Genomic DNA, 13,442 nt, shown 5'->3' with positions numbered 1-13,442 from the left:
CGAATAATGGGCGAAAAGAAGCGGCTGGCGGTCAATATGACCGCCACGGCCGTATCGGTCATGGTGCAGCTTGGCGTCAGCTTTCTGCTGACGCCTTACATCGTGCGTACGCTGGGTGCGACCGCATACGGGTTCATCCCACTGATCAACACCATCATCGGATACACGGGCATACTCACCGCCGCGTTGAATTCCATGGCGAGCAGGTACATCGCCCTCGAATACAATCGAGGCGATCTCGACAAGGCGAATACGTATTTCCGGTCGGTGCTCATCGCCAACCTGGTAATCGCCGGTATTCTGGCCGTTCCTGGGTTCCTGTTCTCCCTGTTCCCGCAGTGGATCATGCAGGTTCCGGGGGAGCTGATTCAAGACGTTCGTCTTGCCTTCTTCTTCTCGATGCTGAGCTCCGAACTGTCGCTGATGCTATCGGTATATGGATGCGTGTACTACGTGAAGAACAGGTTGGAGAAAAGCTCGGTCCGCAACATCGAAAGCAACATGCTGCGGGCGGTCGTGCTTATCGCTCTGTTCGCCGTGCTGCAGCCGAAGATCTACTATCTGACGGCCACCATGCTCATCGTGGCCATATACACCAACGCGGCGAACGTGTACTATACGCGGAAGCTGACCCCCGAGCTGCGCATACGATCCGGGCGATTCAGCATGAAATCGGTGCGGGAGCTGCTGACATCCGGGTTCTGGAATTCGGTGGACTCCCTGAGCTACACGCTGCTTGTCGCTCTGGGGCTGTATCTCGCCAATGTTTTCCTGGGACCGAAAATCGGTGGTGAATTCTCCTTGGCAAAGACCGTGCCCACGGTATTGCTTTCCATGGCGGGGACCTTGGTCAGCGTGTTCGCGCCGCAGCTGATGCAGTACTATGCCAAGGAACAGCATGACGATTTCCGGCGCTTCCTACTGTCCTCGCTGAAGATGTCGGCGGCGGCCTATGCCCTGCCGGTCGGATTCTTCCTGGTATTCGGCGACCGATTCTATGACCTTTGGGTTCCGACCCAGGATTCCGCGCACTTGCAGGCCATGTCGGTGATGATTCTCATTCCGACGCTGTTTTCCTGCAGCAGCATGGTGCTGAATAACGCGTTCATCATCACCAATAAGCTTCGGGTTCCTGCTGTTGCCTTTCTGATATGCGGCATTGCCAATATCGTGTTGGTCATACCGCTGCTGGTCTGGACGAATCTGGGAATATGGGCCATAATCCTGGTGCAGGGAGTCCTTGACTCGTTGAAGAACTTCCTGTTCATTCCCTGGTATGCCGCGAAGTGCCTGGGATATTCGTGGCAATCGATGTTCAGACCCATCGTGCGCGGCATGCTGTGTATCGTTCCCATCATTGCGATTTGCTGGGGATATCGCGAGTTCATCGCATTCCATGGATGGGGTGGATTCTTCGTCGCCGGCATCGCGTGCAGTGTGGCCTCCCTGCTTCTTTGCGGTGTGGTCGCACTTGATGGGCAGGAGAGGACGCGCCTGCTCGGAATACTGGCCAGAGGAAGACGGTAACCGCTTCCCACATATATGACGTGATGCGGTCCCCATTATGAACACCAGTCCTCACGAATACAGATAAAGGATTAGTAATGATTTCTCGCCATACGTGGCACTCGTTTGTCATCACCGCCTACAAGGACCTGGAAAATCTCGAGCGACTTATCGGACGCCTGCAAGCGCGGAATAATGTCTTTCTGCATATTGACGCATCATCTTCGATGATCAGAGACGAGGATGTGGCACGGTTTAATGAATTGCCCAATGTCTACGCCGAAAAGCGGTACGCCATTTCCTGGGGGAGCTACAAGCACCTGCTGTCCTTGCTGGGACTGACACGCAAGGCCATTGAGCATACGGAAGCCGAAGGGTATATTCATCTCATTTCCGGTCAGGACATCCCTATCCGTTCCGATGAGGAATTCGAGGAGTTCTTCAGCGGTAACCGGCACATCTACATGGATTGCCGCACTATCGAGGAGATGGAACCGCATCAGCGGGCCATGTACCAATGGAAGAACCGTCTGTGGCGGTACGACTACTGGAACAAGGTCGTACATGCGCTGCGCAATGTCGATATCGCTCTGCAGAAGACGCTCCATCTTGCGAATGACAACTTCGGCGGAGAAAGGAATCTGGCCCAGGGACTGGTATGGATGTCGCTGCCGGTGGAGGCTTCGCAGTATGTGATCGATTTCGTTGATGGGCATCCTCGGTTCATGCGCGATCTCTACCAGGCACAGATTCCCGAGGAGTTTCTTTTCCAGACCGTGCTTGTCAACTCCCCATACGCAGGCAACATAGTCTCCGACAATCTGCGGTATATGGACTGGCATAAGCGTAACGGCAGCTTGCCGGCGTATTTGGATGAGTCTGATTATTCCAAGGCGATGGAATCCGGTTGCTTCTTTGCGCGGAAGATTGATTCCGGCATTTCGAAGGAATTCCTGCATATGTGCGGATACGACATGGATGGAGCCGGTCAGTGAGTAAGAGCGAGCGCAGAAGGGACCTGCGTTTTGAGATTCTTCGTATTGTCGCCATGCTTCTGATTGTCAGCTGTCATGTTGTCGCCAATATGGGATGGAATCTTCAGGACGAGGGGAGTCTGTTTTCACGGGCTTGCGCGTGGGCCTGGAATCATTGCGCCGGTCAGATCGGCGTGTGCCTGTTTTTTCTGCTGTCCGGATATTTTCAGGTCGATAAGAGGTTCCACATCCGTAAGCCCGTATCGGTCATCGTGCAGACCTTTCTCTACACGGCCGGCGCACTCGTGGCGCAGGCGTGTATGTTGATGGTGCATCCGACGGCCGGGATCAGTGCGATATTTGCTCCATCTGAACTGTTCCGGACCCTGTATGTATCCATATTGCCGGTGTTCAACGGAACGTACTGGTTCATCACGGCCTATGTACTGATGATGGTTGTGTCGCCGTACCTGAATATTGTCCTTCATCATGCATCCCGGCGGTCATCGTTGCGGCTCGTCATGATACTGATGTTCGTGAGTCTCATGCCGCTTGTCTCCTTGGCGTCTTTGTTCTGGACGACATGGGTATATGCCATCACAGGATATCTGATTGGCGGATGGCTGCGGTTGTACGGTGAAAGCAGCCGATTGTATGGATTTGTCAACTGGTGGACTGCTCTGGCATCTGTGGTGACCGCATACCTGATGCTTGTCCTGTTCATCTATGTGGCATTGCGATTCGGATTCTGGAGCTGGTTGAGGTCGGATAGTCGCAGCGTATTCGGTGTTGTTCCAGCGGTGGAGCTTATTGCCGCGGTCATGGTATTCGTTGCCGTGATGAAGGCCCCAGCCATTACCTCGGATAAAGCTTCCCGTTATGTCATGCCAATCAGCGGCAGTGTGTTTGGCGTTTATCTGATTCATGAAAACCCGTATGTCAGGCCCAATCTGTGGCCGATGCTGACCAATCTGTTGCCGCAGCCGCATTCCGTATTCGGAATCATCGGCCTGATGCTTGTTGTGGTGGCGGGATTGTTCGTGCTTCTGACGATGTGCGCGTACATCTACGACAATGCAATCGTCAAACCGCTTCAACGGCTACTGAAATTACGTTTACGTGCTGCTGAAGCGGCATGACGTGACTCGCTTTCCATCTGAATATTCTAGGCTGAATGGAGAATGTCAATATATGCGAATACTGCGTCGGGCGTTATCGGCATGGACCATTCTGCCGGCCGTAGCGTTGCTGATTGCCTCTGTGTGGGTGAACGGTCATGTGTTCCACGGTTCGGTGAATCCGTATATGAACGATCTGGGCAATCCGGTGTGCTTTGTTGTTGGTGCCGTCGCTGGCGTATGGATGGTGCTGGCATTATGCCGTCTGATTGCGGATGTGCCGGCTGTGGACCATGCGCTGGGCGGTGTGCTTTCATATTGGGGACGCAATACATTGGTGTTTTACTGTGCGAATGCGTCAATCTATCCGGTGCTGATTCCCTGGTTGCTTGGGCTGGTTAGTCTGGATACGACGTCGTCTGATATCTCCGTAAGGCTGGCATGTTGTTTTGGTGCGATACTCATCAATCTTGTCATCTGCACGCCCTGCGCTGAAATCATGAACCGTTGGTTGCCGTGCGTTCTGGGAAGGAAAGCGTCCTAGATGGATGTTTGGCCGGTGCTAGTGCGGAATCGTGGTATTTAGCGTGAGGTTTGTGAGGTTATAGGGGCTAGGAAGTGGTGGAAAGACTTCATGATGGTTCGGGTCCGTCACGGAATATCTCGATGCTGGTATTTGTATGTTCCATGTCGAAACGGCGCAGCTGGGTGCGGCTGTGTGGTACGGAATGCATGAATCCTATGTATTTCGTCTTCCGTGGCGCGATTTTTTGGCACGGAATCGCGGCTCTTAATATTCTTTCGTTCCGTGCCACGTCGTCTAGTCGCACAATCACGAAGCGTATCGCAATTTCAACGATTTTCAGTCCGTATCGACCTATATCGGTGGTCGGTCGTGGTACGGAATCTCAATATTTCGATTTCAATAATTCCGTGCCGTGATTTTGTGGCAGGGAATCATGTTCGTTGTAAATTTGCGACTCCGTGCCAAGGGACCACTCGTTGTCAGTCCCAACCGCCCATACGAACAGCCAGAAGGCGGCGAATGCGTAGGCCTCGAACTGGCAGTAGAGGTATGCGAGCAGTATGAGCCAACAGACGGTGCGTCGGTTCCACGCGTGATTGCGCGTGATCCACCCAACGATTAGCGCGAACAGCGCCGCGAGCGCCACGAGGCCGAATTCGGCGACGAACGTGGTGAAGAAACTCATGGTGAACGTGTCGGCCGGGGGATTGGCGAGCAGTCGGATTTCGGAGTTCAGCGCGATGCTGCGGCTCTCATAATATTCCGCGGCATAGGGGAATCCGCGACGGATGGCGTCGGCGAGATTGCCGGCGCCGAAGCCGAACAGCCAGTGCACGGGGTCGTGTATGCCGGCGAACGTGGGGGCGAGCGTGAGGAACGTGCGCGACGACGTGGAGAAGTCGCCGCCCATCAGACCCTGCGTGGCGATGGCACGCAGCTGCGGCTGCAGCGTGAATGCGGCGACGGCGGCCATAATCGCGGCCGCGCCGGTGCCGACCGTCGCGGCGATCGCGCGTCCCGTGCGTTGGAACCGGAACGTGGCGACGAACCAGATGACCATGCATACGACGGTGTCGATGATGATCCGTCGCCCCGACTGCATGGCGATGGCGCCGCCCGCGAACCCGATGATCAGCCATGGCAGACGGCGGTCACGGGTGAGCCAGTACGCGGGCATGAGGATGCCGAACAGATGCACGCCAATATACGAGGGTTCGGCGAACAGGAACTGCGGTCGGACGGCGAAATACGGACGTTCGATGATGTTGAAGAAGAACCGGTGAATCGCCTGGATGTTGAGATGGTTGAGCTGATTGGCGAACTGGATGACGCCGACGACGAACGCCGCCGAATACGCGGCGATGAGCGTTGTGACCATCGTACGGACATTGAGCCGTTTGCCGTTGCGGGCGATGTCGAGGGCGAGGAGCGTGCTCAGGCCGGTTGCGACGGCGACTGCCGTGACGCCGGCCTGTCGTGGCCGGATGCCGACGGTCGGCCAGTCGAAGATCGATATCACGACAAGCAGGCCAGCGAAACCGACGAACGGGGTGAAACGGCGAATCGTGTGGCTGGTGATGTGCGGATGCAACCCAACGTTGAGCAATGTGTATACGAGGAACAACATTGGGGATATCGGCGTCCAGTACGGCATCGCGAATCCGAACCGCGTGCCGTCGACCGGCAGCAGCGCGAGGCCCGCGAAGAAGATGACGTCCGTCCAGTCGCGCAGGGCGGGGGAGTCACGCCGATCGTCGATGGCCGGAAGACCGGCGGCCGACGACGTAAGTATCGTCGGCGGTGCGGGCGGATTAAGCAGGGGCTTTCCGTCCGTCGCTCCCGTTACGGCAGGATGCTGACGATGTCGTTCACGCATTGGCGGATGGCGTCGTAGGCGTTGCGATAGTCGTTGAGGGACCGATGATACGGGTCGGGGATGCCTGCGGCGGGAGTCAGGCCCGGGCGCAGGAACGGGGCGTTGCGCATCACCGTGAGCAGACGCGATGCCGCGTCGTCGGCCACGATGGCCGTGGACTCGCCGTCTTTGGCATCGGCGTCTCCGATGCCGTCGCCGCCGAACGTGGCGGGCCGGTCGAAATCGCCGCGCTTGGCGGCCGCCAGACACAGCTCGGCGAACTCGGTGATCAGGAACGTGGAACGCACCAGCGACGGGTTCTCGATGAGCACCTCGTCGATGTGGTCATGCTCGAAGCACAGCACCAGCACGTTCGTGCCGGCGCAGCGCGCATATGGGGTGTTGTAGAACGGCGTGGACTCGTGCAGCGACGCATCGATGCCGCTGCGGCCGGCATCGGCGGCGTCGAAGCTTTCGTCGAGCAGATTCAGGCAGGTCTCGTCCATCGGACGGGGCGGCAGACGCAGCAGTCCGGCGCTGGAGACGGAGATGCCCTCGCCTTCGATGTCGCTGACGCCGCGGCGGCGCAGCGCATCGCGCAGCATGTACTCCGCCATGGGGGAGCGGCAGACGTTGCCGGAACAGACCATCAGAACGTGCATGGAATTCCTCTCGGGAAGATTTGTGTATGACTATGTCTTGCGTTGTGCAATAAAAAACGGAGGTGAGAGTGTATCACTCCCACCTCCGTGTGGACAAACTCGAGGTTTGTTTGAGTTTTAAATTTTACGTCGAATCACATTATCGCATTGCGCCCGGCCGCTCCGATTGCGCGGCGCGGATCAGCGCTGGATGCGGCGGCGCGCGGCGAACACGCCGGCGGCGACCAGGGCGATCGCCGCGATGGCCACGATGTACGGCAGCATGACGGTGCCGGTCTTGCTCAGCGTGGACTTGCCGGTCGTGCCGGCGGCGTTCGTATCCTCGGTGCCGCCCTCGCCGGTCTTCGGCAGGTTGGCGGAGGCGGAGTACAGCACGCCCGACAGGCCCGATGCGCGCAGCTGCGAAAGTTGGGCGGCGGTCAGCTTGGCGCCGCCGTTGTCGATCTTCACGGGGCTGAGGAACACATCGTACTTGAGCTCGCCGCCCTGGGAGAGGGCCTTCTGGGTGAGCTTGAAGATGAACGTGATGGAGTTGGCGTCCTTCGTGACTTGGCCGGCGTAGAAGTAGGCGGCGTTGCTGGTGTCGGCGACGGTGCGCACGGCGGCGGGGGCTGCTGCAATCTCGGCGGCCTCGTCGGCGGTGTAGTAGGCGCCGTCCGAGAATTCGGGGGTGTCGGTGTTGGTCTCGACGTCGGCCGCGGCGCGGGTGGAGCCCTGCGGGGTCACGGCGGAGACCAGCGTGCCGTCCACGCGCACGTAGGCGTAGGCCACGCCGTCCGCGTTGGAGTACCGGGCGATGTCGTTGGCGCTGAACGTCGCCGTGCCGGTGGCGGCGTTGCCGTTGATGACGATGTCGGCGCCGTAGCCCGCCGCGGAGGCGGCCGGGGCGAATCCGACGAAGGCGGCGACTGCCGCGATCAGTGCGATCAGCGTCGCGAAGCGCTTGGAGTTCGTGGTGGTCATTGTTGTCCCTTCATCACAGTCTGCGATCCGGCGTTGTCTCTCTCCGCCGGCAGTACCTTACACATGTGCAACCAAGTGGTCAGTATACACCCCCGTAAGGTCTAATGATTTACGGGTAGATGTCGGCTGTCGGGGGTAATCGACGTGGAGGGCGGTGACGATGAACGAAGGCCGGGATGTGAGCGCTAACCTATGTATTTCGAAGCAATGACGCGGAAACCGCAGCCAAAAGAAAAACGTCGTATATGCACGGGGGTGCATATACGACGATTTCGATGAAAATCAACGTCTTTATGGGGGTATATCCCGACGGGGTGTTTGGCTGCGTTGAAGGCGTTCAGCCGTTCAGCGACTTCGCGTACGATGCGCAGCGGGCCGCGAAGCCGGAGAACACGGACTCGGCCAACGGCTGCAGACGCGGATTATATTCCGCGAAATCGTCTCGAAGCTTGGACAACTCCGACTTCTTCATGCCCTCGACCATCTCCGGCGTGCTCAGCCACTCCTCGAACAGCGGGGCCGTCACCTCAAGATGGAACTGCATGCCCAGCGCCGAACCCACGCGGAACGCCTGGTTCTTCGTCAGCGGGGAATGCGCGAGCAGCTGGCCGCCCTCGGGCAGGCCGACCACGTCGTTATGCCAATGCAGAACGGTGAGTTCCTTCGCCCACATCGAGAAATAATCATGACGATCGACGCGCTTGATGGGGCCGAAGCCGATTTCCGGCGCCTTGCCCGACTTCAGTTTGGCGCCCAACGCCGTGGCGATGATCTGATGGCCGAGGCACACGCCCAGCACCGGCTTGCCTACGGCGATAGCAGCCTTCGCGATCTTGCCCTCGGCCTTGAGGCCGGGATACTTGTCGAAATCCGTGGCGCCCATCGGACCGCCCATGATCACCACGCCGGCCACCTCGTTGAAATCAGGCAGATCGGGTTTCTTCTTCTTCGCGATGTTGAGGACCTGGGACGGGACGTCCATCTCATCGAGATTATCGAGGATACGACCGGGCTTCTCCCAGTCGACATGCTGAAAAATCAAAACCTGTGCCTTCGCCATACCTTCTATTGTGACACCGAACGGCGGACTATCGCGGCAGTACGGCCGATTTCCCGTGTAACGCCTTGATGAACGACCGGACGGGGCATTGCGGGCCGGTTGGGAAAGGCTAAAGAAAACGGTTATGACGAGGATGCGGAAAGTGGTGTGCCGATGCTTGCCTATGTCGGACATCACGCATATTCTCGAATTATGACTAGCACCCCAAAACCGCTTGATTTCAACGATTCCGTGGCAAGCAACCTGCGTTTGTACGACACCGCGACCCATAGCATCGCGCCCTTCGAGTCGATTCATCCCGGCGAGGTGGGCATCTACGTGTGCGGCGCCACCGTGCAGAGCTCCCCGCACGTCGGCCACATCCGCGCCGCCGTGGCGTTCGACGTCGTACGCCGCTGGCTGCTGCGACTGGGCTACAAGGTGACGTTCGTGCGCAACGTGACCGACATCGACGACAAGATCCTCGACAAGGCCCGTGCCGCCGGCCAGCGCTGGTGGGAGCGCGCCTACATCTACGAGCGCGAGTTCACCGAGGCGTACGAGACGCTCGGCGTACTGCCGCCCACCTACGAGCCGCGCGCCACCGGCCACATGCTCGATATGATCGACCTCATCCAGCGCATCATCGACAACGGCCACGCCTACGTCGTGCCCGGCCCCGACGGCAAGCCCAGCGGCAACGTGTACTTCGACGTGGCCAGCTGGCCGCGCTACGGCGAGCTGACGCACCAGGAGACCGGCACCAAGCCCGCCGCCGACGAGGCCGCCGCCGTGGCCGACCGCATGGGCCCCAGCGTCGACGCCACCGGCCCCGACAAGTACAATCCGGTCGACGCCGCCGACGCCTCGCCCGACAAGCGCGACCCGCGCGACTTCGCCCTGTGGAAGGCCCCCAAGGACACCGATCCGCTCGACGCCCGCTGGGTGACGCCGTTCGGCGTGGGCCGTCCCGGATGGCACCTCGAATGCTCCGCCATGAGCCACCGCTACCTCGGCGACGACTTCGACATCCACGGCGGCGGCCTCGACCTGCGCTTCCCCCACCACGAGAACGAGACCGCACAGTCCCGCGCCGCCGGCTGGGGATTCGCCCACCACTGGATGCACTCCGCATGGGTGACGCAGAAGGGCGAGAAGATGAGCAAGTCGCTCGGCAACGGCCTCTCCGTGCCCACCGTGCTTGCGGAACACAGCGCCTGGGTCGTGCGCTACGCGCTCGCCTCCGTGCAGTACCGCTCCATGCTTGAGTGGGGCGATCAGACGCTCAACGAGGCACAGGCCGCCTACGACCGCGTCGCCAACTTCATCGAACGCGCCGGCGGCGTGATCGGCGAACAGCCCTCGCGCGACGAGATCCAGAGCGTCGGCGCCGGCGACCTGCCGCAGGACTTCGTGGCCGCCATGAACGACGACATCAACGTGGCCGGGGCCGTCGCCGCCGTGTTCAGCGCCGTGCGCGCCGGCAACACGCTGCTTTCCAAGCTCGAGGACGCCGCCGACACCGACGCCGCCCGCGCCGACATCCGCAGCCGACTCGTCTCCGTGCGCGCCATGCTCGACACCCTCGGCCTCGATCCGCTCGCCGAGGAATGGTCGGCCGGCGGTTCCGACGGTGAGGGCAACAAGGAGCACGATGTGCTCGACGCGCTCATCTCCGAGCAGCTCGATGCGCGCGCCGCTGCCCGCAAGAACAAGGACTACGCCAAGGCCGACGCCATCCGTGACGCCCTCGCCGCCGCCGGCGTGGCGATCGAGGACACCGCTTCGGGCTCGACCTGGTCGCTGAAATAACCGAACGACAGGGCATCATCGGGCGTGGCGGTGGATTCGTGCACGCAGTGAATGATGAGTGAAGGGGAAATTCGGCCTCGAATATGAAAAAGGTCTTGTGAAGTGGTTTCCGATGTGTGGAACCACTCCACAAGACCTTTTTGCTATATCGTGAACTCTCCCTTCGTCACACCGCTAGGCGCAACGTCTCCCCTGTCGGCGTTGGGAAAGGTGTCACGCCTTGCGACGGCGGACGGCGATGGTGATGCCGCCGGCGGCGAGCAGGGCGATGGCGACCGCGGAGATGCCGGCGATGGCGGTGCCGGTCTTGCCCAGTCGGTTCGCGTTCGTGCCGTTCGCGTTATTGCCCGTGGTGGTCGTCGGGTTGCTCGACGGAGTCGTCGGCTTGGCGCTCGGCTTGGCCGCGCCGCCGTTGTCCGAAGGCTTGTCGCTCGGCTCCGGGTTCGGCGCCGGCTCCTCGGCCTTCGTCAGCGTGACGGTGGCGGTCTCGGTCAGCGTGGTGATCGTGGCCTCGGTCGCGCCTTCCTTGACGGCGTTGAACTTCAGCTCGAAATCACCGGTGCGGCCGGCCTTGATGGCCTCGTTGATCGCGGCGAGCTGCTGCTCGTCGGCCGAAATCGTATAGCCTTCGACGTTGACGGACGGGGCGACCAGCGTGGTGATGGCGTCGGCGGTCAGCTCGCCCTTGGCGACGTCGTGCTTCACGGACGTCGTGCCGAGCGTCAGCACGGCCTTCTTCACGCCGAACGTGCCGTCCTCGTTGGTCGTCAGTCCGGAGCTCTTGATGATGTACTTGGCCTCGGGCTTCACGCCGGCGTACGTGCCGCCGGAGATCGTCACGTTCTCGGAGCCCTGGCTCGGGCCGGAGGCCGCCGGCAGCACGACGACCTTCTGGCTGCCGGTCAGCGTGAACTCGCCGCCGGTGATCGTGGCCACGCCGTCCTCGGAGCCCTTGTAGACCTTGCCGTTCAGCAGGATGCCGCTTGCGGAGTCGGCCGGGTCGAACGAACCGCCGTTGATGGTCAGGTGATGCCAGTTGAGCACCGCGTCGGAGGCGCCGTTCTTGAACGTGCCGCCGTTGATGGTCATGTCGCCGTAGGAGTCGTTCTTCACGTAACGGCCACCGTCGAACGTGCCGCCGTTGATGACCATGGTGGCGTTCTTGCCGTTCGCGGGCTTGCCGGAGTAGTAGCCGTTGTCGATGAGGCTGGAGTAGCCGGCGGGCTTGCCGTCGGAGAGCAGCAGCTCCACGGTGGTGCCGTCGTTGATGGTCATGTCGCCGTGATTGAGAATCGTGTAGAAGGTGTTGTCCGCGGTGCCGGTCTCCTTGGAGCGCTTGAACTTGCCGCCGTCGAGCGTGGCCGTGGCGCCTTCCTCGTTGTAGAGGGCCGCCTTCTGATGTGTCACGTTGTCGATGACGCCGGTCTTCTTGGCGGAGGAGTCCTTGACGGTCAGCGTGCCCTTGTTGGTGATGGTGTGGCCGGCCTTGTTGGTCAGTGTGAAGCCGGCCAGGTCGATTGTGACGGTCTTGCCGGCCGGAATCGTCACGTCCTCGGTCACGTTCTGCAGCAGCTTGACGGTGGTCGCGCCGGTCTCGATGGCCTTGGCGACGGAGGAGTAGGCCTTCCCGTCCTGGTTGACGGCGTACGTGGTGTTGCCGTTGTAGGCGTACTGCGTGTTCTTGCCGAAGGTGTTGCCGTCGACGGTCAGGCCGCCTTCGGTGACGTAGCTGCCCATCAGCACGCCGGCGAACGCATCAAGCGTGTTGTTCGTGACCTTCAGACCGTCGTTCGGTCCCTGGCTCGGCCAGACGCTGTAGGAGACGGCGGCGTAGCCTTCGACCGTGTTGTCGTCGATGACCGTGTTCTTGGTGGCGGTCACCGCAAAGGCGTAGGTCCTCGACGTGCTTGCGGAAAGGCCCGTTTCATTCTTCACGATATTGCCGCTGATCGTCGTGTCGGTGATGCCGTAGGAGCCGGCCTGCGTGTTGCCGTTGCCCACCACGAACATCATCGAACCGGACTTGCCCTCGCCGGAAATCGGGCCGGACGTCACCGTGTTGTTCGTGATCTTGGTGCCGGTGATCGGATTCGTGCCGTTGCCGACGATGTTCACGCCGACGGCGGAATTATTGACGACCTGGCCGAGCTTGAACGTGTTCTTGCTGATGACGGTGCCGTTCGCGCCGTTCTCCAGCCACACCGAGCTGGGCTGCCAATCCGGGTTCTTGGATGCGCCGTTCGCCGGATCGCCGGCCGCGATCTCGAAGGTGTTGCCGGTGATGGTCACGCCGGCGGCCTTGCCGCTGACGATGAGGTTCTGGGCGTTCTTGCTCGTGGCCGGATCGAGCTTGAACGTCATGTTCTTCACGGTCGCCTTGGATGCGTTGACGCGCAGCGAGCCGGAGAAGACCACGCCCTTGGCGGCCGTGACGGTGATGCCCTCGTAGGTGTTGGCGACCGACAGGCTCGCATCGGTGGATTCGGTGATGGTGACCGTCTTGTCGTCGGCCTTCGCGGCCGCGGCAAGCGCGTCGGTGAAGCTGTCGAAGGTCTTGCCGTCGGCGGTGAACGCGCCGGCCGTGGCCTTCGTGCTCGCGGCCACGGTCGTTGTGGTCGCGGTCTCCGTCGCCGCGTTTGCGGAAACGGGGGTAATGAAGGGTGCCGCCATGGCGACGGCGGCCATGCCGGCGATCGCCATGCGCACGATGCCGCCCTTCACGGACCGTACGTTTGTTGATGTGGAGAAGTCACGTTGTGTCATTTCGCTCCTTCGCTTTCCCCTTGCCGTCAGTATCTCTTCGGGCACTATCCACCAGTCTATACCCCCTATGGGATTGCATGAATGATACCCTCTTTATCATTCGTCGGGTATTCCACGAAAAAGCGTTCACACCCCGTCCGTACATCCGGGGTCTCGCGCTCGCGGCCCGCGAATACCGATGCCGTACACTGGGAAAACGATGGGATTCAACCGGAAAGGAACGG

Annotated in this window: 10 protein-coding genes; 5 read left to right on the top strand and 5 right to left on the bottom strand. The window is 60.5% G+C overall.

Features of this window, described 5'->3' with window-relative positions:
• Positions 1-6: 6 nt before the first annotated feature.
• The 4 genes from CS006_RS02535 (at position 7) to CS006_RS10650 (ending at position 4,142) form a co-directional block, all read left to right on the top strand.
• A complete protein-coding gene (locus tag CS006_RS02535; RefSeq protein WP_165777187.1) occupies positions 7-1,527 on the top strand; it encodes an MATE family efflux transporter in 1,521 nt (506 codons plus the stop codon).
• 77 nt (positions 1,528-1,604) lie between these two features.
• A complete protein-coding gene (locus CS006_RS02530; protein WP_100510186.1) occupies positions 1,605-2,501 on the top strand; it encodes a beta-1,6-N-acetylglucosaminyltransferase in 897 nt (298 codons plus the stop codon).
• Positions 2,498-3,619, top strand: coding sequence for an acyltransferase family protein (locus CS006_RS02525; protein WP_100510185.1), 1,122 nt, complete (start codon positions 2,498-2,500; stop codon positions 3,617-3,619). Before CS006_RS02530 ends, CS006_RS02525 begins: the two co-directional genes overlap by 4 nt.
• Positions 3,620-3,671: 52 nt before the next feature.
• The gene (locus tag CS006_RS10650) at positions 3,672-4,142 is read left to right on the top strand and encodes a hypothetical protein (RefSeq protein WP_133119517.1); all 471 of its coding nucleotides are present in this window, start codon (positions 3,672-3,674) and stop codon (positions 4,140-4,142) included.
• Positions 4,143-4,506: 364 nt separating this feature from the next.
• Here CS006_RS10650 and CS006_RS02520 read toward each other — a convergent pair whose 3' ends face one another.
• From CS006_RS02520 to CS006_RS02505, 4 genes are all read right to left on the bottom strand, one after another.
• The gene (locus CS006_RS02520) at positions 4,507-6,000 is read right to left on the bottom strand and encodes a hypothetical protein (protein WP_100510184.1); all 1,494 of its coding nucleotides are present in this window, start codon (positions 5,998-6,000) and stop codon (positions 4,507-4,509) included.
• A complete protein-coding gene (locus CS006_RS02515; protein ID WP_100510183.1) occupies positions 5,967-6,641 on the bottom strand; it encodes an arsenate reductase/protein-tyrosine-phosphatase family protein in 675 nt (224 codons plus the stop codon). Before CS006_RS02515 ends, CS006_RS02520 begins: the two co-directional genes overlap by 34 nt.
• Before the next feature lie 180 nt (positions 6,642-6,821).
• The gene (locus tag CS006_RS02510) at positions 6,822-7,604 is read right to left on the bottom strand and encodes a hypothetical protein (RefSeq protein WP_100510182.1); all 783 of its coding nucleotides are present in this window, start codon (positions 7,602-7,604) and stop codon (positions 6,822-6,824) included.
• A gap of 337 nt (positions 7,605-7,941) precedes the next feature.
• Complete coding sequence (locus CS006_RS02505) at positions 7,942-8,664, bottom strand: type 1 glutamine amidotransferase (protein ID WP_100510181.1); 723 nt, start codon at positions 8,662-8,664, stop codon at positions 7,942-7,944.
• A gap of 192 nt (positions 8,665-8,856) precedes the next feature.
• Between CS006_RS02505 and cysS the strand changes: the two genes are divergently transcribed.
• The gene (gene cysS / locus CS006_RS02500; RefSeq protein ID WP_100510180.1) at positions 8,857-10,455 is read left to right on the top strand and encodes a cysteine--tRNA ligase; all 1,599 of its coding nucleotides are present in this window, start codon (positions 8,857-8,859) and stop codon (positions 10,453-10,455) included.
• Positions 10,456-10,668: 213 nt separating this feature from the next.
• Here cysS and CS006_RS02495 read toward each other — a convergent pair whose 3' ends face one another.
• Positions 10,669-13,218, bottom strand: coding sequence for a hypothetical protein (locus tag CS006_RS02495; protein WP_133119516.1), 2,550 nt, complete (start codon positions 13,216-13,218; stop codon positions 10,669-10,671).
• Positions 13,219-13,442 lie beyond the last annotated feature (224 nt).

It is taken from the genome of Bifidobacterium primatium (assembly GCF_002802875.1).
GTDB classification, from domain to species: Bacteria; Actinomycetota; Actinomycetes; order Actinomycetales; family Bifidobacteriaceae; genus Galliscardovia; species Galliscardovia primatium.
Note: the sequence above shows the minus strand (reverse complement) of the source record. Positions and strands in the feature narration are given on the sequence as shown.

Bases quoted from the DNA above. Each gene is read 5' to 3' on its own strand.
- CS006_RS02535 (WP_165777187.1), top strand. From the start codon at position 7: ATGGGCGAAAAGAAGCGGCTGGCGGTCAATATGACCGCCACGGCCGTA.
- CS006_RS02530 (WP_100510186.1), top strand. From the start codon at position 1,605: ATGATTTCTCGCCATACGTGGCACTCGTTTGTCATCACCGCCTACAAG.
- CS006_RS10650 (WP_133119517.1), top strand. From the start codon at position 3,672: ATGCGAATACTGCGTCGGGCGTTATCGGCATGGACCATTCTGCCGGCC.
- CS006_RS02520 (WP_100510184.1), bottom strand. From the start codon at position 6,000: ATGCGTGAACGACATCGTCAGCATCCTGCCGTAACGGGAGCGACGGAC.
- CS006_RS02515 (WP_100510183.1), bottom strand. From the start codon at position 6,641: ATGCACGTTCTGATGGTCTGTTCCGGCAACGTCTGCCGCTCCCCCATG.
- CS006_RS02510 (WP_100510182.1), bottom strand. From the start codon at position 7,604: ATGACCACCACGAACTCCAAGCGCTTCGCGACGCTGATCGCACTGATC.
- CS006_RS02505 (WP_100510181.1), bottom strand. From the start codon at position 8,664: ATGGCGAAGGCACAGGTTTTGATTTTTCAGCATGTCGACTGGGAGAAG.
- cysS (WP_100510180.1), top strand. From the start codon at position 8,857: ATGACTAGCACCCCAAAACCGCTTGATTTCAACGATTCCGTGGCAAGC.
- CS006_RS02495 (WP_133119516.1), bottom strand. From the start codon at position 13,218: ATGACACAACGTGACTTCTCCACATCAACAAACGTACGGTCCGTGAAG.